This window comes from Flavobacteriales bacterium, from assembly GCA_016124845.1.
Classification (GTDB): Bacteria; Bacteroidota; Bacteroidia; order UBA10329; family UBA10329; genus UBA10329.
This window is the reverse complement of record WGMW01000006.1, coordinates 21,225-47,957: the sequence shown is the minus strand read 5'-3', so window position 1 is coordinate 47,957 and position 26,733 is coordinate 21,225. Positions and strand designations below refer to the sequence as shown.

Sequence of the window (26,733 nt, the reverse complement as noted above, 5' to 3'; positions counted from 1 at the left end):
ATTAAGGTTCAAAGGTACTTATTCGTACGGTTCGGGCGATCAATCCCACTTTAGGAATTTCAACAATTTCGTAACACCGTTAGATTCGGCCATGATGATGTAAAGCCCTTGCTGAAGACCATCCAACGGAACGTAGATCTGCTGGTTGGTCACCTGTGGAAAATAGCGGTAGAACTGGATCAGTCCGTTGCGGTCGTAGATGTAAATGTTCACATCCGCATCGTACTTGGTGGCCACCGTGGTGTAAAGGATGTCCGTGGCAGGATTGGGGTAGATGTACATCGCCACCTGCTCGCACGGCCGTTCCTGATACTGAAGCACCGTGGCATAATCAGCGAAGCAACTGTTGCGGTAGGTAACGCCATCGCAGCCGCATACAGGAAGAAAATCGGGGTAGCAAGGCGGCTGATAATTCGGGAAGTTGAGCGTGTCTTTGCATTGCGCATTCGCCAATGAACTCATCAACACCAATACAAAAAACACCGCCAGCCGTTTCATTGCGATGAAGTTACGCTGTCTGGAATTACAAACCGATGGCGGTTCCCGAAATATAATCCCAAGTGCCTGTTGGTAAAATGTGAAGTGTCTGCCGTGATCTCTGCGGAAAACAGCCAACCCGAATCGGGGAGAGGTTGCAGTTCAATAACGGAATCGGTAGGCGATAATGCTGAAATGAATTCCATCCGTTGGTCAACGGCTTTCGCATAGATCGAAGTTGTGCGAACTTGATAGAATCCCATTCCGACCTGAAAGAAAAGCGCAAGCATTAGCGAAAGAACGACCAGTTGGTAGAGTTTGCCTTTGGTTTCGATATAAAGCCACGTGCCCAGTTGATAGGCAAACACGACAGAGAATATGAGGATAACGAAAGTGAGCGGAAACCAGGCGCGTTTCGGTCCCATATCGCCCATGGAAAATGCCATGGAAAATGCCATGACGAAGACCAGCAGATCGGCAACGATCCAAAGTTTGCGGTCTTCCCAAAGCAGTTCTTTCCATGAAATGAGTTGAAAACGCAACTGCTTTCTGCCCAAGAATGCAAATGGCGCAGCCCCAACAAGAAAAGCTGGCAAGGTCAGCGGAATTTCCTTCAACGTGAACTTGATGTAGTTCCAAAGTCCGACAAGTATCTTATCCGAAATGGAAAGTTGCGGAAGGTGCGAGAAGCGGACCTTCGCACCTGACCCGATCACATCAATGCCGAATCCGATGAGACAAGCTATGGTTGCTGCATGCAAAGCAGTTCGGTCAACCTGAATGGAAAATTGCTTTCTATGGGTGATAAATCCTAAGAAGAAGAGTACTACAATGGTGGAAATGGCAACCGTTTCGCTTGCGCCACCTGCGTACAGAAAAAGCAATGCTGTCAACGGTATTCGAATCAGTTTCCAGCCTTTCATGAGGATGATCGAACCTCCAAGGACAGCCGAAAAACTTCCCCAGAAATACATGGGGTTTACCGTGAGCCAAAACCAAGTATCGTCTCTGGAAAATGAGCCATAGAAAATGACTGCAAGCAGATACATGGCAAGAACAGTGGATTGCCAATTCTTGAGTGATAATTTCATCTGTGCGATGACTGCTTTCACAAAAGCGAAAACAGCTGCGAAGGCAAACATCAGCGAAGCGAAATGAAAAAGTAGCAGCGAAGTAGGCGAGGAGTAGCTGTTCAGAACGGAGTTGGTCATCAATGTGGCCGACCAGCGCGGATTCCAGTTCTGGTAGTAGAACTGCATCGCACCCCAAATGCCGAGTTCTTTGGTTTTTACGAAATAGTGAAAGTCATCTGCGGCCAAACGATCATTGCTTGCCACCAGCATAAATATGATGACGAAGGCAACGGCATTTGCCGCCATCAACCAAAAGACCGTTCGTTCCTGCTTGTCCGTCACCGTGCTAAAATAGAAAGGGCTGCCCCGATTCGGAACAGCCCTTCAGTAAGTTCAAAAGTTGAATTTATTTTACTTGATCGACAATTGCTTTGAACGCTTCTGGCTCGTTCATCGCAAGATCTGCAAGAACCTTACGGTTGATGTCGATTCCTTTTTCGTTCAGTTTACCCATGAAAGTTGAGTAAGACATTCCGTACTGGCGAACACCAGCGTTGATACGCTGAATCCACAATGCGCGGAACTCACGCTTACGCGCTCTTCTATCGCGGTATTGGTACTGAAGACCTTTTTCAACGGCATTCTTTGCTACCGTCCAAACATTTTTTCTTCTTCCGAAGTAACCTTTGGCCTGCTTGAGGACCTTTTTTCTTCGTGCCCTTGAGGCAACTGCATTTACTGATCTTGGCATTTCTTTTTTGTTTTTGGCGTTAAGCGCCCGTTTTCATGCGGGACTTTCTGGCTTAAAACCGGGTTGAACTTCAATTAAACCTTTAGCATGTGCTTCACGTTCGCGGTGTCTGCAGCACTTACCAATGTTGCGTGCGTCAGATTTCTCTTCTGCTTCGTAGTCTTCTTGGTAAGAATGTGACTCTTGAACGCGTGCTTACGCTTAATTTTTCCAGAACCGGTGAACTTGAAACGTTTCTTCGCGCTGGAATTTGTTTTAACCTTAGGCATGACGTCTATTATTGTTGAACTTACTTTTTTGTCTTCTTTGGAGAGAGGATGATGAACATCTTCTTTCCTTCCATTTTTGGGAGCATTTCCACTTTTGCCAGTTCTTCCAACTCGTTGGCGAACTTTAGAAGTAGGATCTCTCCCTGATCCTTATACACTATCGACCGTCCTCGGAAGAATACGAACGCCCTTACTTTGGCGCCCTGCTCCAAAAACTGCTTCGCGTGCTTGAGTTTGAACTCAAAATCGTGGTCGTCAGTGTTTGGGCCGAACCGAATTTCCTTGACCACGATTTTGGTGGCTTTGGCCTTCAGTTCTTTTTGCTTCTTCTTCTGCTCGAACAAAAACTTCTTGTAGTCGAGTATCTTACATACCGGTGGTTCGGCATTCGGTGAGATCTCTACAAGGTCAAGTCCTTGCTCTTCCGCCATTTCCAAGGCTTTTCGTATCGGATACACGGCTGGTTCAATTCCTTCACCAACCAAACGCACTTCGCGCGCGTCTATCCTCTCGTTGATCTTATGGGGATCTTCGGTTCTTACGAATCTCCTCGGATTTCTTGGTCTTCTAATGGTTTATTCTGTTTAGTTAAACGTTATCAATTCAATTTCAGATCCGCTTCAATATCCTCGTGAATGAGTTTGGCAAATTCTTCAATGCTGAATGTTCCAAGGTCTCCTTCTCCCTGTTTCCTTACTGATAGCTTTCCTGAACTCACTTCCTGCTCGCCCAGAATCAGCATGTAAGGAACCTTCATCAACTCCGTATCACGGATCTTCTTCCCGATCTTTTCGTTACGCTCGTCAACGAGGGCGCGAATTTCGTAATTCTTAAGCAAACCTGAAAGCTTTTTCGCTTCGTCATTGAATTTCTCGGAAATGGGCAGAATTGCAACTTGATCCGGTGTCAGCCAAAGCGGAAATTTACCCGCACAGTGCTCCAAAAGCACCGCCACAAAACGCTCCATGCTGCCGAATGGCGCGCGATGGATCATCACAGGCGTGTGTTTTTGGTTGTCAGAACCGACATATTCCAACTCAAAGCGCTCAGGTAAGTTGTAGTCAACCTGAACGGTTCCCAACTGCCAGCTTCTACCCAAAGCGTCCTTCACCATGAAGTCCAGTTTTGGACCATAGAAAGCGGCTTCTCCGTATTCGGTCACGGTTTTGATGTCGCGCTCGGCAACAGCTTCCACAATGGCAGCTTCAGCCTTCGCCCAGTTCTCATCAGAACCGATGTATTTCTCCTTGTTGTCAGGGTCGCGAAGTGAGATCTGTGCAGTAAAATCCTCGAATTTCAAGGCGTTCAATACATATAGAACCAAATCGACAACCTTCACGAATTCGTCTTTTACCTGATCTGGACGGCAGAAAATATGCGCATCATCCTGTGTGAATCCGCGGACACGTGTCAGACCATGCAACTCTCCACTTTGCTCGTAACGGTAAACTGTTCCGAACTCGGCCAAGCGAACTGGTAGGTCTTTGTAAGAACGAGGTTTGAACTTGTACACCTCACAATGGTGCGGACAGTTCATCGGTTTCAGCAGGAATTCCTCGCCTTCGTGTGGCGTGTTTATCGGTTGGAAACTGTCCTTGCCATACTTGGCGTAGTGGCCAGAGGTCACGTAAAGTTCCTTGGAACCGATATGTGGTGTGATCACCATTTCGTAACCAGCCTCCACTTGCTGTTTTTGAAGGAATGCTTCCAAACGCTTGCGTAGGTCGGCTCCTTTTGGAAGCCAAAGTGGCAATCCTTGACCGACCTTTTGCGAGAAAGTGAACAGTTCCAACTCTTTCCCCAGCTTTCTGTGATCACGTTTCTTGGCCTCTTCCAACATCACCAAGTATTCCTTCAACTCTTTGTCCTTCGGGAAGGAGATGCCGTAAACACGGGTCAGCTGCTTGTTCTTCTCATCACCGCGCCAGTAAGCACCGGCCACATTCATGATCTTCACAGCTTTGATGATTCCTGTGTTAGGAATGTGTCCGCCACGGCAGAGATCGGTAAAATCGGAATGGTCGCAGAACGTGATGTCACCGTCTGTAAGGTTCTCGATCAGTTCCACTTTGAACTCGTTGCCTCGGTCTTTATAAAACTTAAGTGCATCAGCCTTGGAAACCGACTTCATTTTGAACTCGGCCTTTTGCCGCGCCAACTCCAAAAAGGTGTCTTCGATCTTCTTGAAATCGGCATCGGTGATGGTTTTTCCTTCAGGAAGATCCACATCATAATAGAACCCATTCTCAATGGCAGGACCAATGGTCAACTTTACCCCTGGATAAAGATGCTCCAGCGCCTGCGCCAAAACGTGCGCAGAAGAGTGCCAGAAAGTTTCCTTTCCTTCCTTGTCATTCCATGTGTAAAGCACCAATTTGGCATCTTCCGTAATGGGCGTTACCGTTTCTACCTTGGTTCCGTTCACGCTTGCAGAGATCACATTTCGCGCAAGTCCTTCGCTTATGCTCATCGCCACATCCATGGGAGTTACGCCACTTTCAAACTTCTTCTGGGCACCGTCAGGTAGTGTAATTGTTATCATTTCGATATTCAGATTTGGGGCGCAAAGATAGGATTCGCGCTGTTCGGGGCTAAACCTTCTGGCCTCAAAGTTTGATGGTATCGGAAACGGTCGTTTGCCCTTTGATAGTTACCGTTAATCCGAGGAATATGTCGTTCATCGATAAACGGAAACGGAAAATTAAATCTCCCGTTAAGCATTCCATAACCCTTAAAAATCAAAACGTGATGGATCTTCTTACTAAAATTATCTCAAGAATTTACGCTCAGGTGTTTGTGGTGGTGTTGGTATTGTGCGGAGTTTCGGTGAGCGCTCAAAATTATGGAACCTTAACCGTCAAAGGCAACATCCTGTGTGATAAGAAGGATAAGAAGGTGATGAGTTCGGTTACCATTTACAGGTACTATCATCAGTCGCAAAGTGTAGAATTGATGAAGCAGCAAATGGTTCCCCGTGACGGACGTTTCAGTTTTGATGTTGAGTTTGATAAGGATTACATCATCGATGTGGCCTCAAACACGGGCGTTCACAAGCGATTCAATGTGAATACCGAAGTGATGAAGGGGTATAAGTTTGACAATCAGAAGTTTGAGTTTGATGTGAACGTGCAAGAAGGTGACATGGAAAATCCGGAAGAGGCAGCTTGGATCTACTTCGATCCATCGGTGAATGATTTCGCTAAGTCGCCTCAGATGCCAGTTGCATACCAAGAATAATAACGAGGCTGATCGAGAAACCTCGGAACTGTAGAAACCCTTCCACGAATGTGGGAGGGTTTTTTGTTTTGGAGTTTGCCAGCCGTAATTTTCGGCATGGAAAAACCGAGTGGATTGAAAAAGCTTTGCGAAGAGGCACAAACTCTCGAAAAAATGAAATCATTGAAATGGTTTCAACGTCCCATACAGTATTGGTTCGGGGCAAAAGGGCTTGATGCGCGCATTCGAAATCTGAACCAGCAATGTTTCCGTTTGGCGGACAATTATCTGCTGAAGAATGACCCAGCGTATCTTTCAATCGCCAATGAGAATTTGAAATTGATGGCTTCAGCTGGAGTTTACTTTAAAGTGACCTCAACCACCATGGCGGTGCTGCATTCGCATAGCACCCGATACAAGGGAAACATATCTGAAAATGGATATGCTTACTGCTACACGGATCAGGGCAATTTTCCGCTCAACCCCGTTGCCGAATACATGTTCCCGAAACGAATTCAGGGCAGCGTTGATCATTGGGGAAATTTGAACTTGAAAGCGGTTTCTTCCGGGTTCGGATTTATTCAGACACTGCCAGTGGATTACAAAGGAGTGATTCATTCCAATGGTACCATCGAACTCAACATCAATGAGACTGAATCTGACTTTCTGAGTGGAGGCCGATTGATGATCGATAAGATGATGGCGAATGTTTTCGGTTCGAATGATTCTGCAAAAAGACAGTTTGCTGAGAATCGGAACAAAATGAGACAGAAGGTGAATGAACTGACCTTATCTGTTTCGAACGGAGATTCTCAGTTTCCCATGAATTTGTAGGCAAGAAACAGGGCCAAATAGATGGTCAGATAGAAGCGGTAGTAATTCCGCGTCTTTTCAAATTCCGGATTCTCAATTCGCAAAAAACCAAGCAACGCTTTGGTCTCTTTCACAAAATAAGGTTTGATGTTGATGGTCCAGTCATCTGTTTCATACACCATCTTTCGGAATCGACTTCGGAACGTACCCAACGGCAAGCCCCAGATGATGAACAGGATCAGCCAGATATTATCCTTTATCCATTGCATGATGTGGAAACATCATCATGAAACAAATGTTCTGAGTTCGAAATACTACGTTCGGGAGAGGCTCTGCCAGAGTTTGTAAGCCAAGAAGACCAGCAGAAACTGGATCGGAAGTCGGATGTACGCGGCCATGTGACTTCCAATGGCCGGGTTTTCGCGAAAGATGTCTGTAATGTGAAGTGGCAGGAACGCGATCATCATCACCAGAATCAAAAGCGAAGCACGGCTTCTTGAGGCTGGGAAGAACATGGCCAGACCGACAAGCATTTCAACAACGCCTGTCACATAATTGACCGCCAGTTTGGGAAGAAAATCAGACATGAACGGGTCGTACATGTGTGGCATGATGAAATGCATTGCGCCAGCAACGATCATCAGCAATCCAAAAACAATTGTTCCTACTTTCTTCATGCTCAGCTCTTCAGTTTTTCCAGCATCTTTTTAGCCCGAAGGTGGAAGTGTCGGTCTTCCAACAGGTATTCTGGGTCCGGTTCCATCGACAGTGCCTTTTTCAGATACGGAACGGCTTCTTTTTCCTTCCCGTTCTCCACAAGTGCTTCGGCATAGAAGTAGTTGTTACCGATGTCGTTCGGATAGCGCGTTACCACGTCTTTGGTCATTTCCAAGCCGAGTTCATCGCTGGGCCAACTCATAATGAACGGAATTTTGGGAGCCATCAGGTTCAGCACCGCCAAGGCGCGCTGTCCAATGGCATGTCTGAATTCAGGGTCGAGGCGGATCAGCGTTTCCGTCTCTGACTTCACCCTATCGGCAATGCCTTCGCTGGCTGCTTTGAAAATGCCCAAGCGTTCGCCCCAAAGTCCAATGGCCGTCATGTTCTCGAACCGAAGTTCTGCACTGTTCGGGTATTTCGGAACCAACTGCTCGCCTACCTTTTTCGCTTTCTCATAAATGTCCCGTTTTTCGGTATTGTCTTCAAGCACGAAACGCCCTTTATAGATGTAGCTGCGCATGAGGTAGACGCCTGCGTCCAATTCGTTCTCGTGTGCCGCCAATGCCTTTTCGAAATAATGGATGGCATTGGAAATAGGTTCGTTGGCCGCCTTTACGCCCTGCGCGCCTTCGGTGCGTTTTGCGTACCACGTTATTGCCTCCTCATAATTGCTCTGCGCCAAGGCGGAGGAAATGACAATAAAATGTGAGACAATGAAAAGGATGGTGGTTTTCATGTTCTGATAAACAGGATAGTTTCCGTTCTGTTTACCGAATCCGGCCAATTAGGTTATCGGTGTTGGTCGAAATGGACGTAATGATTCCATCGGTTCAACCTTATTAGATCACTTCATGGAGTTGGTTTCCAGCAGTCCATTCAACAATTCAATATAGAGCCCCATGGTTTCAAGACTTTTCCAATTCGGGTCTTTTGAGTAAAGACTGAGGAGGTCGGGGAATGGCTCTAAAAGCCGTTCAACGGTTGATGGAGTTAAAGGATGGATTCGTCCCAAGGTCATGTCAAATACGTAGGGTTTGGATTTACGAGTGTCAAGAGGTTCGCTTTCCTGACTTACCCATCCTCTGCTACCTGGCCAATCAACGTAATACTGAGGTCGACCGATGAAGAAAACATACGAACCCAATTTTTCAATCTTCACAAACCCGCGCTTCATCCTTTGAAGGCCAATATTGATAAACAGATTCTCACCGTTCCAAGCAAGTTGACAGGTTCTTTCAAAATCAGTAGCCAAGAGGTCCTTTCCCAACGGGTTCAATTTATAAAGTTCAGGGATGTACTTGTCTTTCCGAGGTTTCAGCGAGAAACTGGTAGTATGGAAAGGCCGATTCTTACCAAAGTCTTCAACCGTTGTGTAGAATCCAATCGTATGGTTTTGACAAAGACCGCTTGAACGCGGGAAGAATAGGAGAGCACAATAAACAAGTAACCTCATCATTATTTGTCAAACTCAATTTGCGCCTCCACGGCAAAATGGTCACTCAGATCCTGGCGGTCTTTGCTCCATTGCCAGCGTGGCATACGCACGTAGCGGTTGATTGTGGCATTCACCCCATTCGCCCCATAGAATACGAAGTCGATAACGCCCTGCTTTTTCTTGTCGCCACGTTTAATCTTGATGTCGTTCACATAACTATCGCTACTGTATTTCTGTTCGCTTAGAATGGGGCCGTCTGTCATTCCCAAAATGCGGACAAGTTGGTTGTAGTAGGTCGTGTCTTGGAATTTCTTGGTATTGAAATCGCCAGCCGCGATCTGCGGAACGCCTTCTTTTCTGTATTGCTTAAAGAGTTCTCCCAACTCTCGGTACTGGCTGACCTTGGCATCTCTATCGCCACCAGCCTCCAAGTGCGTTCCAAGTATCTGGAATTTCTGTCCGTTGAATTCACCTTCGGCCAAGAGTGCACCTTTGCGAGCCCAGCAATCGATGCCTTCGCAGTAGTCGAAATCAATTTCGGCCAATGGCTCCAGCGGAATCTTACTTACTATCCAAATGCCGCTGTTCGTCTTGAGCGAATACCACCTCCTGTTGGCCGGGCCGAGGATGTAAGGGTAAGTGTCCTTCATCCTGCGCTTGATCTTTCTTCTGGCTGCGCCATGAAAAGCCTCTTGGAAAACGATGATGTCGAAGTCAGAATCCTTGAACAGATCACCGAGACGTTTGGCCCTGCGCTGCTTGCCCGTGAACTTGGCCAAAGGCGGCAGCATGTGAATGTTGTAGGAGAGGACCTTGAGTGGTTGTGTCTCCTTGGCCGTTAGCTCTGAAGGAGTGGAGTTGAGGGTTTGCGCTTCGGCAATGGAAAACCAGAAATGAAAAACGAAAAACGTGAGTATGGTCAACAGTCGATAGTCCATGGACCATGGTCGGTTGGAGGAAAGATTCATGGATTTCGTGCTTTTAAGGATGGCGTTCTATTTTCGTTTTCCTTCCTCTCTGGGAGTTAGGAGGGGGCTATGTTTGTATCACTCCAGGGTTGAATTTCTCTACAGGCGCATGTTCGGCAGCCTCAATTCCCATGCTTATCCACTTACGTGTATCCAATGGATTGATGATGGCATCTACCCAAAGGCGCGAAGCTGCGTAGTAGGGTGAGGTCTGCTCGTCATAACCCTGCGTGATCTTGTCCAAGAGCGCTTTTTCATCCTCTGGCGAAAGCTCTTTTCCTTGTGCTTTCAGGGTGCTGGTCTGTATCTGTAGCAGCACTTTTGCAGCCTGCGCACCGCCCATTACGGCAATGTTTGCCGTTGGCCACGCCACAATAAGGCGCGGGTCATAAGCCTTTCCGCACATGGCGTAGTTACCGGCCCCGTAGCTGTTGCTCACCACCACGGTGAACTTAGGCACGGTACTGTTCGAAACCGCATTCACCATCTTGGCACCATCCTTAATAATGCCGCCATGCTCTGAGCGCGACCCGACCATGAATCCCGTTACATCATGCATAAAAAGCAACGGTATCTTTTTCTGGTTGCAGTTCATTATGAAGCGTGCGGCCTTGTCGGCACTGTCTGAATAGATCACACCTCCGAACTGCATTTCGCCCTTGGCGCTCTTCACAATTTTGCGCTGATTGGCCACAATGCCCACTGCCCATCCATCAATACGCGCATAGGCCGTGATGATAGTCTTGCCGTATTCCTTCTTGTATTCGTCAAACTCGGAGTTGTCTACCAATCGTTTGATGATCTCTCGTGTGTCGTACTCTTTGGTGCGCAACTCAGGCAGCACACCCAACATTTCTTTCGGATCGGCCTTTGGGGCCTTCGGTTCCTTACGGTCGAAGCCCGCTTTCTCGTACGAGCCGATCTTGTCCATCAGGCTGCGGATGGTCTTCAATGCATCAGCATCGTCCTCGGCCTTGTAATCCGTAACGCCCGAGATCTCGCAATGTGTGGTGGCACCGCCCAGCGTTTCGTTATCGATGTTCTCGCCAATGGCGGCCTTCACCAAGTACGATCCCGCAAGGAAAATGGTGCCTGTCTTGTTCACGATCAGCGCCTCATCGCTCATAATTGGCAGGTAAGCACCGCCAGCCACGCAGCTGCCCATAATGGCCGATATCTGCGGAATGCCCATGCTGCTCATCTTGGCGTTGTTGCGGAAAATGCGCCCGAAGTGCTCCTTATCAGCAAATATCTCGTTCTGCATGGGCAGGAAAACACCCGCGCTGTCTACCAAGTAGATGATAGGCAAGCGGTTTTCCATGGCAATTTCCTGCGCGCGCAGGTTCTTTTTACCAGTAATGGGGAACCAAGCGCCCGCCTTCACCGTGGCATCGTTGGCCACGATCATGCACTGCTTTCCGCTCACGTAACCGATAACCACCACCACGCCACCGCCAGGACAACCGCCCTGTTCTTCATACATACCGTAGCCGGCAAATGCCCCGATCTCGATGGTTTCCGTTCCCTTGTCGATCAGCGCCTCCACACGTTCGCGGGCCGTCATCTTGCCTTTGGCGTGCTCCTTATCAATCCGTTTCTGACCACCACCGAGGTAGATCTGCTCCAATCTGCTCTCCATTTTAGAGATCAGCTGCTTCATCACGTCCTCGTTCCTATTGAATTCCAGATCCATATCGTTCTTTTTTCGGGATGCCAAATATAGCAGTATGAGCATAGCATTTGGGCGTTCCCCGCAGCAGCTTTGGTATTGCTTCCCACGCACAGCATCGCGGGGCCGGGCTGTCCGCTATATCTTTTTCCAGTACCCTGATGTTCTCAAAGGGTACTGGAAAAAGGATGCCGCTGCCATCCCTAACGCACGGCCAGGGAGGCGTTTCTGCGTCAAGAAATGCCTCCCTGACAAGTCAGGATGTCGATTCTTGTACAGAAAAGTGCTTCCTAACCCGTCAGGGAGGCGTTTCCACGTGCAGAAATGCCCTCCTGTCCACGCCTGAACCACCTATTTCTTCCCCGAGGAACGAGGGGCCTTAGAGGCGCCTCCCTCGTCAGCGAAACAATTGGTCAAGTGCTGAGAATGAACTTCCGAATCTCTCCACCAACCACCTTCGGCCGCTCCAGCGGCACCAGATGGCCGCTGTTCGGTATCTCCATCAGCTTCCCGGTGCGGTTAATGCGCTTCCACTTTTTCCAAACCTGCGGTTGGATGGTATCGGAGGTTTCGCCTCGGAAGGCGATGAACGGATGTTTCAGAGCTTGGAGTTCCTTCCACGGGTTCGAAACCGTGATGAAGATCTGCGCCTCCCATTCTTTGGTGTACTTGAGTTTAATGCCCGAACCTTCGTCCACCATCACCGCGTTCACGTAGTCCCAAAGGGCCTCATCGCTCATTTGTGCAAACACATTCTTCTCTCGGAATTGGGTGAAAGCTGCCTCGCGCGATTCCCAACGCTCCTTGCGTTGAAGTGCTTTCTTTGCCACGGGGCTGATGCGTTTCATGATGTTCTGCGGGGCAAGTCGGGTCATCAAATACACCCAACCCGGCAGGATGACGGGCTCGATGAGCACCAGTTTGCTGAACAGGTCGGGACGTTTGTTGGCCGCAATAATGGTGCATACCGCCCCGAACGAGTGCCCCATGCCGATGATGTTCTTCAGCCCCTTTCCGTCCAAAAAACGGATAAGATCATCCGCTGCCTCATGCCATGTTCTGAACTTAGAATAGTCTGAATTCGGCCAAAGTGGACGCGCCTGCATGCCTATCACGTGGAAATCCGCGGTCAGTTCATTCACAAGCACGTTATATGTTTCGGCTGGAAAACCGTTGGCGTGCGCCAGATGAATGATCGGTCCATCGCCTCCAAGATCAACGAACGGGATCTCAGATTCCATCATTTGTGGGTGAGTTCGAGGTTCTGGAGGTAATCGATGGAGCGCGGCCCTTGGCAGAACATCAGATCGAGGATGCTGAGGTCGGACGCAAACGCAAAGCGGTCGCTAAAAACCTGAATGTACGTTGGGAATTCCGCTACAGGCGAAGTGGTCTCGTATTGCTTCTTGTTCCACGCATTGCGGAGGTCAATGCCGTGGAATTCCGTTTGGTAGCTTTCGGTGAATGCAGGCTTGAAATCGATTCCCAAGATGTCGCAAACTGCCTGTATCGACTCCAATCCAAGCTCGAAATGGTTGGTGTGTTCCTCTTGGAACAGCGGCAGCAGTTCATCTTCGTAATACTCGAAATAGGGCGAGTTGCGGTAGGCCGCTTCCAAACTGCGCCAATGCAGTTTGCGCCAGTCTTCCGCATTATGGATGGCCGATTGCGAAATGGGCTGCCGCTCGGTGGCCTTCGCGCGGGGCACCAACAGATTCAATGGGCCGTTGGCTCCCATTATCGCGCAGCGCGAACGCAACGATTGCTTCACGAAATGCTCGTGTTTCTCGATGGTCACATCATCGCGCAGCAGATACGCGAAGTAACTGATAGGAGGGAAGTAGCCGATGGGCAGCAGCGCTTTCATGGCCGCGAAAATAGCTGTTGCGTGACAGTTGGACCACGGTGGGTTCTTACTTTTGAGACAGAACCGTTCGCCAAATGAAGTTGAAAACCACCATTCTACCTGTTCTTTTAAGTATGCTTTTCGTCTCTGCGCAGGCGCAGTATCTTCCAAACGGACCGACAGATGCCGAGCGGCAGATGGTGTATCATGCGCCTTCGTCAGCAGGTTATACCACGCCTCCCGTTTCGGTTGTGCGCACGCCTGCCGAGTGGGAAGAGATCGATGGGCTGTGTGTCCGTTGGGAAGGAACGTGGTCTCAATCGGTGCTGCGCGAAATTGTACGCAACGCCAAGGAGGAATGCACAGTATATATTGTGACAGAACATGAAAGCACGGTTTCCACCAATCTCAATCAGTATGGCATCAATACCAACAATATTGTGTTTGTGAACGAGCCATCCAACAGCATCTGGATGCGCGATTACGGCCAATGGAACGTGTACACGGATGACGTGGATTCGCTGCTTTGGGTGGATTGGATCTATAACCGTCCGCGGCCGTACGATGATGTGCTGCCCGAAGCACTTTCCAACCTGCTGAACATCCCGCTTTACCAGACCACGCAAGTGCCGTACGATCTGGTGAATACGGGCGGTAATTTCATGGTAGATGGTTTCGGGACGGCTTTCGCATCCGAACTTGTTTTGGAGGAGAATGATGCGACCAATACGTATGGAACTTCGAACCATTCAGAAGCTGAGGTGGATCAGATCATGCAGGAGTTCATGGGCATCGACCGTTACATAAAAATGCCAACGTTACCGTATGATGGCATCCACCACATCGATATGCACATGAAGCTGCTGGACGAGGAAACCTTGCTGGTGGGTGAATATCCGCAAGGCGTGGCCGATGGGCCGCAGATCGAATCGAACTTGGATTATGTGCTGAACAACTTCAACTCCGTTTACGGAACCAGTTATAAGGTCGTTCGGATTCCTATGCCTCCCCAGAACGGACAGTATCCGAACCAGAACGCAGATTATCGTACGTACACCAACTCCGTTTTTGTGAACAATACGGTTCTGGTTCCGCTCTACGAGGAACAATGGGACACAACCGCGCTGCGCATCTATCGCGGAGTGTTGCCAGGTTACAACGTGGTTGGAATTGACTGCAATGAGATCATCACCGCTTCGGGTGCCATTCATTGTATTACCAAAGCCGTTTCTTCAAGCGATCCGCTGTTGATTCGTCATCAACCATTGGAGGATGAGGTCTATTCAACAAACGATTACCAGATCGATGCGCTGATAAAGCATGCCGATGGAATTTCCAATGCCTCGGTGTATTGGACAATCGATACCGCTGCGGGTTATGCTCCCGTTAGCATGTCGCTTACCGATCCCATCAATGATACTTGGACAGGCTACATTCCGTATCAGCAGGCAGGGGAGAAAGTGTTCTATTACATACATGCGGAAGCCACCACAGGAAAGCAGCAGAACCGACCGATGCCGGCACCGGCCGGTTATTGGAAATTCAAAATTCTCGGAAACCCGACAGAGGTTGCTGAACACACATTGGATGGAGTCGCCATCTATCCGAATCCTTCAAGCGGCCTGATTAAAGTTGCTGGGCTTGACCGAGGGAATTGCCAAGTTTCGGTGTTCGATGCACAGGGACGGAACGTGTTGACGCAAGCCTTGAATGGAGCCGTCAGTACACTTGATCTGCGAGGTTTTCCCGCTGGAATTTACTCTGTGAACATCAACGTGGAAGGTGCACAACGCACCATGCGTGTGGTAAAGTCTGAGTAAGCGTTATTGCTTGCAGATTTCGTTCCGCATCTGAATAGCTCGCTTAAAGTCACCGAAACTGGCTGCCTTGATAACATCAGCACAAGCATCGTCTTTGTTTCCAAGAATTAATTTCTCCACCGCTCGATTCAGATAAGATTCTTTGTCGTTGGGATTGATGGCAATGGCCTTAGAGAAGTCACGAATGGCATCTTGGTGCTGATCGCGTTTAGAGTAGGCGATACCACGATTGTAAAATGCATCGGAGTAATTTGGGTCCACCACAATGGCCTGCGTGTAATCTGCGATGGCATTTTCATATTCTTCTTTTATTCCGTACACAATACCGCGGTTTACGTATCCTTCTGGGCGCATTTTGGCAAAGCGAATTGCCTCAGTAAAGTCGCTAATGGCTTTGTCATATTGATTCATCTTACGATAAGAAATGCCACGGTGGATATAGGCGTCATAATTGGTACGGTCAGCTTTAATGACCATGTCATAATCTGCAATGGCCTTTTCGTGATCTTTTAGATTAGCATATGCTCTTCCTCTGTTCAAGTGGGCTTCAATATTGTCAGGTTGAAGTTTAATGGCCGCATCCAAGTTCTTGAGGGCTCCTGTTGAATTTTCCCTTTGATTATATAGGTTCCCTGCTGTCAGATATGCTTGGGCGTAACTTTTGTCCAAATCGGTAGTCCGTTCAAAATCCGAGAGTGCGTCATCAATTTGGCCGATAGCGGCCTTGGCTACTCCACGCCAGTACCAGGCATCAACAAATGTCGGGTCTTTGTCCAAGCACTTGTCAAAGTCTGCAATGGCCTCATTCATTTGTCCAGACTGGGCTTTTTGAATGGCCGAATTGAAATACTCGGCCGCAGTCTGAGCAATCGATTGCTGTGCTATCAGCAAAGAGGCAAGGAGTAGGAATGTTCTCATAAATTGGATATTGCGTGTTTCTACGTAAGACTTGTTCTTTTGTTGCTATGTCACCCGAACGCCCATCACCACGATGTCGTCCACCTGTTCAAGGTTTCCTTTCCAGTTTCTAAGGTTCTTGGCCACCAGGTCATATTGCCTGTCCACAGGCTCTTTATGGATCTCGGTTAGCATGGCCTTGAATCTTCGGATCATGAACTTCTTTCCGTTCGGTCCACCGAACTGATCGTAATACCCGTCTGAGAAGACATAGATCATATCGTTCTTCTGGAGTTGAATTCGGTGGTTGGTGAACTGTCTGATCTCTTCTCCAACGAACGCACCTACAGGAAAGCGGTCTCCTTTCACCTCGATCAACTCCTCATTTCTGAAAATGTAAATAGGATTGTAAGCGCCAGCGTATTCCAATTGGTTGGTTTTTCGGTCCCAGCAGCACAGGGCAATATCCATACCATCTTTCACCGAAGACTCTTCATAGGTCTGATGCAGCGTATGTGTCACTCCTCGGTTAAGATACTCCAGTATATCCGAAGGTTTTGTAAGACCAACCTGTTTGATGGCCTGCTGCAAGAGGTTGTTTGCCACTATGGACATGAAACCGCCCGGTACGCCATGGCCGGTGCAGTCAACCGCGCAGAAAATGGTCTTGCTACCTACGTTCTCTGCAAAGTAGAAATCGCCACTTACAAGGTCTTTTGATTGGAAGAAAACAAAGGATTCGGGGAGAATGTCCTGCACATCGCGCCAAGCTGGGAAAATGGCCTTCTGTATACGTTTGGCATACTTGATACTGTCTGTAATGTCCTTGGCGTATTTGGCTATCTCATCGCGGCTGCGCTCGATCTCGCTTTTCTGCTCCTGAATTTCAATGGTCCGTTCCTGAACCACTTTTTCCAGGTCGGCCTTGTCCTTCATCAGTCGGTAGGTTCTGTAACGTACGAACATGATGACCGCAAAGGAGATGATAAACGCAAAGATGACCCAGAAGATCCACGATAGCCAGAACGGACGAGCGATGCTGAACGAGTAGGAGACAGGTTCGGGCGTCCAAGGACCGTCATTTTTTGATGCAATGACGTTCAATGTATAGTTTCCGTAACCGAGCCCTGGCAACTGGAGTTTCTCATTGGAGCCATACCCTTTCCAAGATTCAGAGCTTCCCTTCAATTGGTACTTGTACCTGATGTTGTCAGGATTTCTGAGGGAGATACCAGCCAGTTCAAATTCAAATTCATATTTCTTGTTGCGGAAGGGCAGTTGCAGTCCTTTGGACATTTCAACAGGTTCGCCATCTATGAACATTCTGCTGATGGAAAGTTGTGGTACCGCCTTTATCATTTTATCGATGGCAGGGTTGAACTTCACCACATTGTGTGTTGATGATATCCAGATATTTCCTTCGCTGTCCTTAAAAAGGAACGATATCATGCTGTTCTCTGTGGGGGCCAGCTCCTCGCGGTTGATGATGCGGTTTACCTTCAGATCAGGAGATATCTGCGTGAGCGATTTCTGGTGGCTTACCCAAACGTAGCCATCATTGTCGAGCACCATTTGATAGCAGTAGTTGGAGGGCAGGCCGTTCTGCTGGTTGATGTTGCGGACAACGCTTCCGTCCAATACGGAGATTCCGTTGCCCATTGTAGCGAACCAAAGACGTTTGCTCCCATCCTCCAAGATGTACTGCACATCCACTATGAGTTGAGAGTCACCGCTCTCTACAAATTTGATAGTGTTTTTCCATAGATAGGCCACACGGTTTCCCTGGCATGCTATCCAAAGCCGATTGTCCGAATCTTCGAAACTGAACTTCACGTTATTGTGTGGAAGGCCATCCAAGGTCGAGTAATGCTTCTGAAGCTGTTCTGCGAACGAAAACTCCAGTAATCCGGCCTTGGAAGAAATGTACATGGCATTTTCTGTTGGCATGATGCTGTTGATGGCATCGGCCAGATTACCTTCATTGTATGCTACCTTTTCAAAATTCTCACTGCCAACTTGCAGCGTGTAAATGCCCGAACTTTTGGTGCCGACCCAGATCTTGCCATACTTGTCCTCGGCAATGGCAGAAACTTGGTTGCCTCCCACGTGGAAGTACTGATAACTGTTTCCATTCTTAGCGTATTCCGATGTACGGAAGATGCCTTTATCGATGCCTAACCAAACGTTGCCTTTGGAATCACGGAACAATTGGGTGATAGACTGTTTGCGCAGCCAATTGTCATCGAAAGGTTGATGGAAGACCTTTTCGTAGATCTGAACGATGCCGCCTCCGAAAGTGGCGATCCAAATGTTGTTCTCGTTGTCTTCAAAAATATCGCGGATCAGATGGTCCTGATCGATCAGTTCCTCAAAACGGGTTTCGATGAAATCATCTTCATCCTTTCCGTAGTATTCGATCCGCATCAATCCTTTTCCGAAAGTGCCGAGCCATATCCTTCCTGCATGGTCGGTGAAGATGGTCTGCACATCATCAATATGCTCTTCATCGTGCAGTTTGAATTCAACCACCCGCTGTTCCGTTGTAAACGGAGAGAAAACCCGATGAAGCCCGGCATCTTCCGTACCGACCCAAAGCACATCTTTGCCCGGTTCGTATTTGAGTGCTGTTATCTTGGTCTCAGGTAGGCCATCGATGTGGTGCAAAACTTGAAAATCGTTCCCGCTTTCGAAGCGTACCAGCCAAAGACCATCATTACTTCCAATAATGAACTCCTTTAGTTTGTAAGGAATTACCGCATTGATGAGCATGTCGCGCTCCGACATGTCGTATCGGCAAGTGTCTGCTCCATCGGTCCAGAAAACGTAACCTGAGCGCGAAAACGCCCATATTCCATCTTTTGCATCCTTAAAAATGTGCTTTATCTGCCCGGTGATTCCGGTCTCATAAACTTCGAGTTCGTTGTTGAACCGACCGATCGTACCGTCAAATCTTCCGAACCAGATCTCATCTTCGGAACGATGCATGGAAGTGACGTAATCCAACCCGACCGAGTCTCCAACGGCATGTATGTTCTGAAAGTTCTTCCCGTCAAAGCGGTCGATGCCACCCTTGGAGGCAATAATGAGATGTCCGGAAGCAGCCTGCGTAATGGCTTCGGTGAAGTTGCTTGATAGACCGTTGGATTCGTCAAAATCGCGCGTAGAGAAGTTCTTCTGCGCCAGCACGGAATGGGCTGCCAGCAGCAAGAAGGACAGTATGGGAACAACCGCCTTTCGAAATTCTCCGCATCTCGATGTAAACGTCAATGTTCTTCAAATACTGGATTGTTCTCAAAACGTTCCTGCTCCCGCCATTTTTCCAACTGGTTGATGGTATACTTGAACCGCTGCACGCCACCAATGGGGATGGTGTAGAAGCGCATGTACTGTCCGTACTGATTCTTGAAACTGAAGCAGACGTTATTGTTGTTCTTGGCCTTTTCTTTGGTTCTAACGAACTGAATGTCGAGTGACGAATTCCGTTCGGTGGGAAGGATCTTGTGGGTGCTGCTCTTCCAATTGGCCTCGTTGCTCATTTCCACCCATTCGCCTTTCTTCTCGTAAGAAACGATCTTGATGATGCCATCATCATCCCAATCGAAATTGAACTGCTGTATGGAGACCACATCATCCATAATGTAAGGGTAGAGGTGGCAGACCGCGTTCTTCTCGTCCGGCATCCTGAAGGTCCACTCATAAGCAAAAGCATTGGCGCCTTCAATGGCGCTGTTGACATTGGGACCGCGACTGAAGAAGTAGTTGTAAAGATTGCCATCGTTCCCTTCTGTGCCTTCTGCCACGATCTTGAAAAGGTAGGCTTTGAACTCCTCCACGTATTCGCCCTCCTTTGGGTCGAGTGGACCGAAACTGTACCAATTGTTATCGTATTTGTCCGATTCTCCGAACGAACGCGAATCCAGCAGTGTTCCGGCCTTGTACTTTCCGGTAGGTTCGGTCTGCTGCGCATCTGGTTCGGTCCAAGCGCCTTTGCCTCCGTAAATACTGAATTTTGTCTTGGTATCTACACCATTGTAAACTTCATCATACTGTCCACCGATGTCCGGATCGAAAACTCTTATGTAGAACGGATCGGTCTCCGAAGCCGGGACAGAGAGGAAAAATACCTGTGAAAAATCATCATCACCATAATTTTTACTCGCCTGTTTCCCAAAGGTCACAAGAAACTTGATGTTGCTATTGGCTGGGGGAACAGGCTGTGAAAAACCATCGGAACAGAAGAACACTGCCAACAGAAAAACAAGCGGTAATCTGGTACGTCTGTGTGTGTAGAGTAAAAGTCTGGTCATTGAGATTTCGATCGTGGCACGATTACGCATTCGGTCAATTATTAGTTACAGAAATTCTGGGATTTGCCCGTTTGCAACTTCCGTACCGTTTTAACAATGATTTGAAGTTTGGAAAAGCAGAGAATCCTAATTTCGAGGTCGGAATGAAGTTGTTGAAACTACTACTTGGTCTGCTGCTCTGTACAGCGCTTATTTACCTCGGAAACACACGCCTCGGTTCGTTGCCACCGATCATGAAATTCGTGGATCCGTATCACGGGTTTTGGCAGAATGCGGTCCTGAAAGACCACCAATCGGTTGATAACTTCACTTTCGGTCAACTCTCCAACGAATCTCACGTGGTGATGGACGACCGAGGTGTGCCACATATTTTCGCCTCCAACAATCACGATCTGTATTTCCTGCAAGGCTACCTCACCGCCAGGGACCGACTTTGGCAGATGGAGTTTCAGACGCACGCTGCCGCAGGTAGAATCTCAGAGATTGTTGGCAAGAAGGCGCTGGCGTTCGATCTGGAACAACGAAGAATTGGCATGGTCTGGGCAGCGGAACGCGCCATGGAGATGATGAAGGAGGATTCGCTCTGCATGGAGGAGTTGACCGCTTATGCAGACGGTATCAACACGTACATCCGTTCGCTTCAGCCAGAGGATTATCCGCTTGAATATAAACTGCTGAATTACGCACCCGAAGAATGGACGGTGCTGAAATCGGCCCTTCTGCTCAAGTACATGGCCAAAATGCTAAATGATACGGAGCGCGACCGTCCGAACACAGAGGCTTTGAAACTGTTGGGTGCAGAAATGTTCTTCAAACTTTTCCCCGATCAACAGTATTTGGATGATCCGATCGTGCCAGGTTTCGAACCAGATACTTCAGGTTTTGCTTCGGAAACGGAGACTGTTGGAATGGCAACGGAATCAGATTGGGAAATGACCAGCATTCAGCCGCATTTTGTGGGAAGCAACAACTGGGCGGTTTCTGGAAACAGGACAGAAACGGGTTCGCCCATTCTGTGCAACGACCCGCACCTGAAACTTTCGCTGCCGTCCATTTGGTATGAGATTCAGTTGCATGCACCAAACATCAATTGCTATGGAGTTTCGCTTCCTGGCTCGCCTGGAATCACCATCGGCTTCAACGACAGCATTGCATGGGGCGTTACCAACGCAGGGCGCGATGTGAAGGATTATTACACCATCCGATTTGATGATGAAAAAACACACACTTATCATATCGGTGATCGTGAGTACACGGCCGAACCGCGCATTGAAACATTGAAGGTGCGGGGACAAGCGGATGTGATTGACACGGTGCTTTACACGGCCTATGGGCCGATTGCTTACACGAACAAGGAAACGGGCGAGAATCTTGCGCTTCGTTGGTTCGCCCACGACCCTTCGGACGAGCTGATGTGTTTTTACGAACTCAATCGCGCCAAGAATTACAACGATTACGAAAAGGCATTATCGCACTACAGTTGTCCTGGGCAGAATTTTGTGTTTGCCGATGCGCATAACGACATCGCCATTTGGCAGCAGGGCAAATTCAAGATAAAACCGAAGAACTACGGTCGTTTTGTGCTTAATGGAAATGAGATGGGGCATCTCAACGAGCGTTTCATCCCGCAGGAACAGAACCCGCACATGCACAATCCTGAGCGTGGATTTGTGAGTTCGGCCAACCAACCCGCCACCGATTCGGAATACCCGTATTACTATTCGGGTGTATATGAGGAGTTCCGAAACCGCACCATCAACCGCTTTTTGCGCAGCGATAGCAGCGTTTCGGTGCAGGATATGATGGATCTGCAGCTTTCCAATTACAACCTGTTGGCAGAGGAAGCATTGCCGCTGATGCTGGCGCTTTTGGATACATCCGAATTTCAATACAAGGAATATGAAACCTTGGCATGGAACGAACTGCAAGGTTGGGACTATCGCAATGACAAAGGATTGATCGCACCGACCGTTTTCGAGATATGGTGGGACGAGTTCAATAATTTGGTTTGGGATGAGTTCAATAGCAAGGATTGGGATCAGGATAAATACTACCGAGATTCTTGGATGGAACTTTCGGAAACGGGCAAGGCGAAAGTGGACATGAGAGACCCGCGTTATGTGTATCCGATGGCTAAAGTGACGCTCGATCTGTTGAAGAACGATCCTGAGAACATCATCTTCGACCATCATTCATCCAACAACAGCCGCGAAGATGCCAAGCAGATGATCCATGATTCATTTTATTGGACGGCAATGAAGTTCGGAGACATCATCAAATACAAGTTCAATCGACCGCATTGGGGGCATTATCAGGGAACGCGCATTCAACACTTGGCGCGTTTGGATGCGTTGAGTTCCAAGAAACTCTTCGTTGGCGGAAATGAGAATGCTCCGAATGCGACCACAAGCACACACGGTCCTTCGTGGCGAATGATCGTTCAGCTCAGCGAGAACGGCCCGACCGCTTATGGTGTCATTCCTGGCGGACAATCTGGAAATCCAGGAAGTCCACTTTACAGATCATCCTTGCAGAAATGGGCAGATGGCGAGTACAATCAATTGCACCTATTGCATAGTGCAGATGAAGTAGAAGAGGGATGGCATACGTTAACCTTTAAACCGACTGCCGAATGAATCTGTTGATCAGGGTGATATTGATCGCTGGACTCAGCGCACTCACGCAGACCTACTTCCCTTGGTGGACGGCCGTGTTGGTGGCGTTGGCGGTTGAAACTGCTCTCGGAAAAGGCGATTCCACCGCATTCTTTTCGGGATTTTATGGCGTTGCCATTCCGTGGATGGCGCTCTCGCTGTTCATAGATGTTAAAAGTGATTCCATCCTTACAATGCAGATTCTCGAGTTGTTTAAATTGCCCACGTTCGGCATTGTGATGGTCATTATCACTGGTTTCCTTGGAGGTTTGGTGGCTGGTGTTGCTTCCATGACCGGAGGCTGGATCAGAGCAGCAATAAGCAAATAGAATGGACAATCCGAAAACAGTATCGTTGGCGTTGGGAAGTGGCGGGGCACGTGGCTTGGCCCACATCGGGGTCATTCAGGTTTTGCAGGAAGAGGGTTTCGAGATTGGCAACATTGCCGGCACATCAATGGGTGCCTGCGTTGGCGGAATTTACTGCGCCAATAAACTCGATAAGTTCACCGATTGGGTACTACAGCTCAATCGAAGAGACACGCTCAGATTGATGGATTTCACCATGTCTACGCAAGGTGTGCTGAAAGGCCAAAAAGTGCTTGAACATCTGAAGTCATTGCTCGGAGAAATTCGCATTGAGGATTTTGATATTCCGTACACGGCCGTAGCTACGGATGTAAAGACCAAGGAGGAAATATGGATGCGGACAGGCGACCTTTACACGGTCATCCGAGCATCTTCGTCCATTCCCACCTTGATGATGCCTTCCAAATTGGGCGACCGTATTCTCATTGATGGCGGTGTGCTCAATCCGCTTCCGCTGGAACCGTTGATGCCGCGTACCACACCGCTTGTGGTGGCAGTAAACATCAACGCGCATGCCGAAGGTCACGTCCGTTATCGCGAGGTAGAGTTGGAAGATGAGCATGAGGATCATTCTGACGAAGAGGCGCGTGATTACACTTCGCGGATGGTGAATACGGTGAAGAGTTGGTTGAACATGTCCAAATCGGAACAGGAACAGCCGGTGGATAAGAATCAGGAGACCACGCTCAACTATCTCGGTATGCTCAATAAGACCTACGATTTCATGCAGGACCGCATGTGCGAGCAGAACATCGAGATATACAAACCCGACATTGTAGTTAGCATTCCGCGTCACGTAGGCAGTACACTCGAATTCTATCGGGGGCAGGAACTGGTGGAAGAAGGCCGAAACGCCTGCAAGAAAGCGCTGGAACAATGGCGTGCTAAAACAGAAGTTGTATGATCACCATCGTAATTGTCATCATTACAGGTTTGGTTTCCGTTCTGGCATTTCAGAACCGTGAAATGATGTCGAAGCTGATGTTCAACGCCTATTTGGTCAAACATGGTGGGGAATGGTATCGCGTCATTACCCACGCGTTCATCCATTCTGGTTGGATGCACTTGGCCGTGAACATGTGGGTGCTTTGGCTCTTCGGGAAGATGAGCGAAAGCTACTTTACAGGCTATCGCGGAACGGTAGGTGCATTTGGTTATGTTGCGCTCTACCTTGGAGGAATTCTGTTCTCAACCCTTCCATCATTTCAAAAGCATCAGGACAATTTCAACTACAATGCCGTTGGTGCGAGTGGCGCGGTGGCGGCTGTTCTGTTCTCTTCCATTTACTTCAATCCTACCATGGATCTATTTCTGATGTTCATTCCTATTCCGATTCCTGCTGTATTGTTCGGTCTCGGTTATTTGGCGTTGGAATGGTACCTCGATAAGAACTCGAACGACAATATTGCACACGATGCCCATTTCTGGGGCGCAGCTTTCGGTTTCTCTTATTCCATATTGATGGTTCCGTCTCAGTTCAAGGTGTTCATATCCATGATCGTTGACCGTTTCTTCGGATGAAAAAAGCCCTGTTTCTTGACCGCGATGGCGTGCTGAACCGGGAACGTGGCGAGTACACGTTTGAGTTGGATGATTTTGAGGTGCTGCCAGATGTGTCCGCAGCGTTGAAAGAGGCGAAAAGGAAGAATTATCTGCTTATTGTTATTTCCAACCAAGGCGGAATCGCGAAAGGAATCTTCTCAAAGGAAAGGGTAGAGGAGTTGCACGGAAAGCTGAGTTCGGAGCTACAGAAAAGTAATATCGATCTGGACGAGATCTATTACTGTCCGCATCATGATGACGTTGGAAAATGCCTGTGCCGTAAACCACAACCATTGATGTTGCAGAAGGCCATTGCCCGATTCAATATCGATGTTTCCCAATCAGTATTTATCGGTGATGGCGAGCGTGACATCTTGGCGGCAGAGGCCGCGGGAGTTCGAGGAATTCGCATTGACGCGAACAGCGGAATTCTTCAACTTTGCCGCGAATTACCATGAGCCGATACCAACTTTTCAACGGCCAGTTTTATCCTGCGGATGAGAAACTTCTCAGCGTTTCCAACCGAGGCTTCCGCTATGGCGATGGATTCTTTGAGTCGATGCGGATGTCCAATGGTTCCGTCCCATTGATAAAAGGACATTGGCAACGCTTATTGCGGGCAACGGATTTCCTTCAAATTAGAATTCCTCAAAATCTGAATGAGAAGACCTTCGGGCAATATGCTTCGGAGCTTTGCAAACAGAATAGCTTGGAGAATGCGCGATTGAGGTTTCACGGCTTTCGCTTGGGTGAAGGCAGATACGCACCTGAAGAGAGCCTTTTAGGCTGGTCATTGGTCTGCGAACCAGCGGAGTTCCCTGAATACAGATTGAACAGGAACGGGCTTCATGTGGAGGTATGCACCACGCACAGCATCAATCCAGCGCCACAGAGTTCGTTCAAATCGAGCAACTCATTGCCTTATGTCATGGGCGGTGTTTTTGTTCAGAAGAATGGCTTGGATGATTGCTTCCTTCTCGATGCGAACGGTTATTTGGCCGAAGCCACAGGTTCCAACATTTTCCTATTGAAAGGAAATGAGCTGATCACGCCAGATCTGAGGAATGGTGGCGTTCCAGGCGTTATGCGTTCGGTGGTTATTTCGCAGGCAAAGCAATTGGGATTAAAAGTGACCGAGCGTTTGGTGGAAGTAAAGGAATTGAACGATGCGGACGAGTGTTTTCTCACAAACGCAGCTCGAGGACCGCAATGGGTTGCTGCCGTTGGCAAGAAACGCTACTTCAAACGATTTGCCTCAAAACTCACGGATGAGATAAATAGGACCTACAGGTTGATCTGATCAATTCAGCCGCGGGTCTTCGGGCAGATTGACCATGTAAGAATAAGGCTGCCCCATCTTGCTCAGAATATCGGACCACAGACTTTCAGGCTTTGTGGTGAAGAGCAATTTGGGAGTGGCACGACCTATTATCCAACTCTTACTTTCCATTTCACTCTTCAACTGGCCCTCTGCCCAACCAGCATAGCCCACAAACAATCGGATATCCTTGGGTTTCAGTTCGCCAGATTTCATAAGCTGTTTCACGGTTTCGAAATCTCCGCCCCAAAAAACACCATCCATCACTTCGGTAGAATTTGGAATACGGTCACCGAACCGATGCAAATAATGCAGTGTTTCCTTCTGAACAGGACCGCCCAGCGCCAACTTAGAATCGAAGACAGGCGCATTCTCAATAGCCTCATTCAGATACATCGGAATCGGCTTATTCAAGATCAATCCGAAAGAGCCGTTCTCACTATGCTCTGTCAACAGTATCACCGATCGTTTGAAATATGGATCTTGCATAAAAGGTTCAGCAATAAGCAATCTTCCGCTCCTTGCTTTCAACCTTTGTTCTGGCACGTTGAATATGTCGGTAACGTTCATGATACACTAATAACGCAATT

The 26,733-nt window shown here is 48.4% G+C and carries 27 protein-coding genes; 9 read left to right on the top strand and 18 right to left on the bottom strand.

Annotated elements, in window-relative coordinates; translation table 11 throughout:
• Positions 1–39 precede the first annotated feature (39 nt).
• From GC178_02260 to thrS, 6 genes are all read right to left on the bottom strand, one after another.
• Positions 40–498, bottom strand: a complete 459-nt coding sequence (locus tag GC178_02260) for a T9SS type A sorting domain-containing protein (GenBank protein ID MBI1286378.1) — start codon at positions 496–498, stop codon at positions 40–42.
• Positions 495–1,892, bottom strand: coding sequence for a hypothetical protein (locus GC178_02255; GenBank protein MBI1286377.1), 1,398 nt, complete (start codon positions 1,890–1,892; stop codon positions 495–497). The genes GC178_02260 and GC178_02255 overlap by 4 nt, the downstream gene beginning before the upstream one ends.
• A gap of 64 nt (positions 1,893–1,956) precedes the next feature.
• Positions 1,957–2,301, bottom strand: coding sequence for a 50S ribosomal protein L20 (gene rplT / locus GC178_02250; GenBank protein MBI1286376.1), 345 nt, complete (start codon positions 2,299–2,301; stop codon positions 1,957–1,959).
• A gap of 74 nt (positions 2,302–2,375) precedes the next feature.
• Positions 2,376–2,570: a 50S ribosomal protein L35 gene (gene rpmI, locus GC178_02245; GenBank protein ID MBI1286375.1), complete on the bottom strand. Its 195-nt coding sequence runs from the start codon at positions 2,568–2,570 to the stop codon at positions 2,376–2,378.
• 20 nt (positions 2,571–2,590) lie between these two features.
• Entirely contained in the window at positions 2,591–3,142 is a 552-nt protein-coding gene (locus tag GC178_02240; GenBank protein MBI1286374.1) for a translation initiation factor IF-3, read from the bottom strand.
• 26 nt (positions 3,143–3,168) lie between these two features.
• On the bottom strand, positions 3,169–5,112 hold the full coding sequence (gene thrS, locus GC178_02235) for a threonine--tRNA ligase (protein MBI1286373.1): 1,944 nt from the start codon (positions 5,110–5,112) through the stop codon (positions 3,169–3,171).
• A 206-nt stretch (positions 5,113–5,318) separates the two neighbouring features.
• Here thrS and GC178_02230 point away from each other — a divergent pair, with 206 nt between their 5' ends.
• Together GC178_02230 and GC178_02225 are read left to right on the top strand one after the other, a co-directional pair.
• A complete protein-coding gene (locus GC178_02230; protein ID MBI1286372.1) occupies positions 5,319–5,807 on the top strand; it encodes a hypothetical protein in 489 nt (162 codons plus the stop codon).
• 153 nt (positions 5,808–5,960) lie between these two features.
• Positions 5,961–6,620: a hypothetical protein gene (locus GC178_02225; protein MBI1286371.1), complete on the top strand. Its 660-nt coding sequence runs from the start codon at positions 5,961–5,963 to the stop codon at positions 6,618–6,620.
• On the opposite strand, the gene GC178_02220 is transcribed toward GC178_02225, so the two are convergent.
• From GC178_02220 to GC178_02185, 8 genes are all read right to left on the bottom strand, one after another.
• Positions 6,599–6,868 carry a hypothetical protein gene (locus tag GC178_02220; protein MBI1286370.1) on the bottom strand — a complete coding sequence of 90 codons (270 nt, stop codon included), beginning with the start codon at positions 6,866–6,868 and terminating at the stop codon, positions 6,599–6,601. The genes GC178_02225 and GC178_02220 overlap by 22 nt on opposite strands.
• A gap of 45 nt (positions 6,869–6,913) precedes the next feature.
• Positions 6,914–7,276, bottom strand: coding sequence for a hypothetical protein (locus GC178_02215; GenBank protein MBI1286369.1), 363 nt, complete (start codon positions 7,274–7,276; stop codon positions 6,914–6,916).
• Positions 7,277–7,278: 2 nt separating this feature from the next.
• Positions 7,279–8,103 carry a hypothetical protein gene (locus GC178_02210; GenBank protein ID MBI1286368.1) on the bottom strand — a complete coding sequence of 275 codons (825 nt, stop codon included), beginning with the start codon at positions 8,101–8,103 and terminating at the stop codon, positions 7,279–7,281.
• 60 nt (positions 8,104–8,163) lie between these two features.
• Positions 8,164–8,775, bottom strand: a complete 612-nt coding sequence (locus GC178_02205) for a hypothetical protein (GenBank protein MBI1286367.1) — start codon at positions 8,773–8,775, stop codon at positions 8,164–8,166.
• A complete protein-coding gene (locus GC178_02200) occupies positions 8,775–9,722 on the bottom strand; it encodes a hypothetical protein (protein ID MBI1286366.1) in 948 nt (315 codons plus the stop codon). The genes GC178_02205 and GC178_02200 overlap by 1 nt, the downstream gene beginning before the upstream one ends.
• Before the next feature lie 67 nt (positions 9,723–9,789).
• Positions 9,790–11,415: an acyl-CoA carboxylase subunit beta gene (locus GC178_02195; GenBank protein MBI1286365.1), complete on the bottom strand. Its 1,626-nt coding sequence runs from the start codon at positions 11,413–11,415 to the stop codon at positions 9,790–9,792.
• Positions 11,416–11,804: 389 nt separating this feature from the next.
• Complete coding sequence (locus tag GC178_02190) at positions 11,805–12,635, bottom strand: alpha/beta fold hydrolase (GenBank protein ID MBI1286364.1); 831 nt, start codon at positions 12,633–12,635, stop codon at positions 11,805–11,807.
• On the bottom strand, positions 12,632–13,258 hold the full coding sequence (locus GC178_02185) for a hypothetical protein (GenBank protein ID MBI1286363.1): 627 nt from the start codon (positions 13,256–13,258) through the stop codon (positions 12,632–12,634). Before GC178_02185 ends, GC178_02190 begins: the two co-directional genes overlap by 4 nt.
• 74 nt (positions 13,259–13,332) lie before the next feature.
• Between GC178_02185 and GC178_02180 the strand changes: the two genes are divergently transcribed.
• Complete coding sequence (locus GC178_02180) at positions 13,333–15,057, top strand: T9SS type A sorting domain-containing protein (protein ID MBI1286362.1); 1,725 nt, start codon at positions 13,333–13,335, stop codon at positions 15,055–15,057.
• Between the two features lie 3 nt (positions 15,058–15,060).
• Here the strand turns inward: GC178_02180 and GC178_02175 are convergent, their stop codons facing one another.
• Genes GC178_02175 through GC178_02165 form a run of 3 tightly spaced genes read right to left on the bottom strand, consistent with a single transcriptional unit; the run spans position 15,061 to position 20,261 of the window.
• Entirely contained in the window at positions 15,061–15,975 is a 915-nt protein-coding gene (locus tag GC178_02175; protein ID MBI1286361.1) for a tetratricopeptide repeat protein, read from the bottom strand.
• A 45-nt stretch (positions 15,976–16,020) separates the two neighbouring features.
• On the bottom strand, positions 16,021–19,161 hold the full coding sequence (locus GC178_02170) for a SpoIIE family protein phosphatase (protein ID MBI1286360.1): 3,141 nt from the start codon (positions 19,159–19,161) through the stop codon (positions 16,021–16,023).
• A gap of 56 nt (positions 19,162–19,217) precedes the next feature.
• Positions 19,218–20,261 carry a hypothetical protein gene (locus GC178_02165; GenBank protein ID MBI1286359.1) on the bottom strand — a complete coding sequence of 348 codons (1,044 nt, stop codon included), beginning with the start codon at positions 20,259–20,261 and terminating at the stop codon, positions 19,218–19,220.
• Positions 20,262–20,404: 143 nt separating this feature from the next.
• On the opposite strand from GC178_02165, the gene GC178_02160 reads away from it, so the two are divergent.
• From GC178_02160 to GC178_02135, 6 genes are read left to right on the top strand one after another with little or no spacing between them, the layout of a single operon-like run.
• Positions 20,405–22,897, top strand: a complete 2,493-nt coding sequence (locus tag GC178_02160) for a penicillin acylase family protein (GenBank protein MBI1286358.1) — start codon at positions 20,405–20,407, stop codon at positions 22,895–22,897.
• Positions 22,894–23,244, top strand: coding sequence for a hypothetical protein (locus tag GC178_02155; GenBank protein ID MBI1286357.1), 351 nt, complete (start codon positions 22,894–22,896; stop codon positions 23,242–23,244). The genes GC178_02160 and GC178_02155 overlap by 4 nt, the downstream gene beginning before the upstream one ends.
• A 1-nt stretch (position 23,245) precedes the next feature.
• Complete coding sequence (locus tag GC178_02150) at positions 23,246–24,187, top strand: phospholipase (protein MBI1286356.1); 942 nt, start codon at positions 23,246–23,248, stop codon at positions 24,185–24,187.
• Positions 24,184–24,804 carry a rhomboid family intramembrane serine protease gene (locus GC178_02145; GenBank protein MBI1286355.1) on the top strand — a complete coding sequence of 207 codons (621 nt, stop codon included), beginning with the start codon at positions 24,184–24,186 and terminating at the stop codon, positions 24,802–24,804. The genes GC178_02150 and GC178_02145 overlap by 4 nt, the downstream gene beginning before the upstream one ends.
• Positions 24,801–25,283: an HAD-IIIA family hydrolase gene (locus GC178_02140; GenBank protein ID MBI1286354.1), complete on the top strand. Its 483-nt coding sequence runs from the start codon at positions 24,801–24,803 to the stop codon at positions 25,281–25,283. Before GC178_02145 ends, GC178_02140 begins: the two co-directional genes overlap by 4 nt.
• The gene (locus tag GC178_02135) at positions 25,280–26,125 is read left to right on the top strand and encodes a hypothetical protein (protein MBI1286353.1); all 846 of its coding nucleotides are present in this window, start codon (positions 25,280–25,282) and stop codon (positions 26,123–26,125) included. Before GC178_02140 ends, GC178_02135 begins: the two co-directional genes overlap by 4 nt.
• On the opposite strand, the gene GC178_02130 is transcribed toward GC178_02135, so the two are convergent.
• Entirely contained in the window at positions 26,126–26,713 is a 588-nt protein-coding gene (locus tag GC178_02130) for a YqgE/AlgH family protein (protein ID MBI1286352.1), read from the bottom strand.
• Positions 26,714–26,733 lie beyond the last annotated feature (20 nt).

What these genes read in the sequence shown, in the direction of transcription:
- GC178_02260 (MBI1286378.1), bottom strand. Translation starts at nt 498, where the DNA reads ATGAAACGGCTGGCGGTGTTTTTTGTATTGGTGTTGATGAGTTCATTG.
- rplT (MBI1286376.1), bottom strand. Translation starts at nt 2,301, where the DNA reads ATGCCAAGATCAGTAAATGCAGTTGCCTCAAGGGCACGAAGAAAAAAG.
- rpmI (MBI1286375.1), bottom strand. Translation starts at nt 2,570, where the DNA reads ATGCCTAAGGTTAAAACAAATTCCAGCGCGAAGAAACGTTTCAAGTTC.
- thrS (MBI1286373.1), bottom strand. Translation starts at nt 5,112, where the DNA reads ATGATAACAATTACACTACCTGACGGTGCCCAGAAGAAGTTTGAAAGT.
- GC178_02230 (MBI1286372.1), top strand. Translation starts at nt 5,319, where the DNA reads ATGGATCTTCTTACTAAAATTATCTCAAGAATTTACGCTCAGGTGTTT.
- GC178_02225 (MBI1286371.1), top strand. Translation starts at nt 5,961, where the DNA reads ATGAAATCATTGAAATGGTTTCAACGTCCCATACAGTATTGGTTCGGG.
- GC178_02220 (MBI1286370.1), bottom strand. Translation starts at nt 6,868, where the DNA reads ATGCAATGGATAAAGGATAATATCTGGCTGATCCTGTTCATCATCTGG.
- GC178_02215 (MBI1286369.1), bottom strand. Translation starts at nt 7,276, where the DNA reads ATGAAGAAAGTAGGAACAATTGTTTTTGGATTGCTGATGATCGTTGCT.
- GC178_02205 (MBI1286367.1), bottom strand. Translation starts at nt 8,775, where the DNA reads ATGATGAGGTTACTTGTTTATTGTGCTCTCCTATTCTTCCCGCGTTCA.
- GC178_02200 (MBI1286366.1), bottom strand. Translation starts at nt 9,722, where the DNA reads ATGAATCTTTCCTCCAACCGACCATGGTCCATGGACTATCGACTGTTG.
- GC178_02195 (MBI1286365.1), bottom strand. Translation starts at nt 11,415, where the DNA reads ATGGATCTGGAATTCAATAGGAACGAGGACGTGATGAAGCAGCTGATC.
- GC178_02190 (MBI1286364.1), bottom strand. Translation starts at nt 12,635, where the DNA reads ATGATGGAATCTGAGATCCCGTTCGTTGATCTTGGAGGCGATGGACCG.
- GC178_02185 (MBI1286363.1), bottom strand. Translation starts at nt 13,258, where the DNA reads ATGAAAGCGCTGCTGCCCATCGGCTACTTCCCTCCTATCAGTTACTTC.
- GC178_02180 (MBI1286362.1), top strand. Translation starts at nt 13,333, where the DNA reads ATGAAGTTGAAAACCACCATTCTACCTGTTCTTTTAAGTATGCTTTTC.
- GC178_02175 (MBI1286361.1), bottom strand. Translation starts at nt 15,975, where the DNA reads ATGAGAACATTCCTACTCCTTGCCTCTTTGCTGATAGCACAGCAATCG.
- GC178_02165 (MBI1286359.1), bottom strand. Translation starts at nt 20,261, where the DNA reads ATGACCAGACTTTTACTCTACACACACAGACGTACCAGATTACCGCTT.
- GC178_02160 (MBI1286358.1), top strand. Translation starts at nt 20,405, where the DNA reads ATGAAGTTGTTGAAACTACTACTTGGTCTGCTGCTCTGTACAGCGCTT.
- GC178_02155 (MBI1286357.1), top strand. Translation starts at nt 22,894, where the DNA reads ATGAATCTGTTGATCAGGGTGATATTGATCGCTGGACTCAGCGCACTC.
- GC178_02150 (MBI1286356.1), top strand. Translation starts at nt 23,246, where the DNA reads ATGGACAATCCGAAAACAGTATCGTTGGCGTTGGGAAGTGGCGGGGCA.
- GC178_02145 (MBI1286355.1), top strand. Translation starts at nt 24,184, where the DNA reads ATGATCACCATCGTAATTGTCATCATTACAGGTTTGGTTTCCGTTCTG.
- GC178_02140 (MBI1286354.1), top strand. Translation starts at nt 24,801, where the DNA reads ATGAAAAAAGCCCTGTTTCTTGACCGCGATGGCGTGCTGAACCGGGAA.
- GC178_02135 (MBI1286353.1), top strand. Translation starts at nt 25,280, where the DNA reads ATGAGCCGATACCAACTTTTCAACGGCCAGTTTTATCCTGCGGATGAG.
- GC178_02130 (MBI1286352.1), bottom strand. Translation starts at nt 26,713, where the DNA reads ATGAACGTTACCGACATATTCAACGTGCCAGAACAAAGGTTGAAAGCA.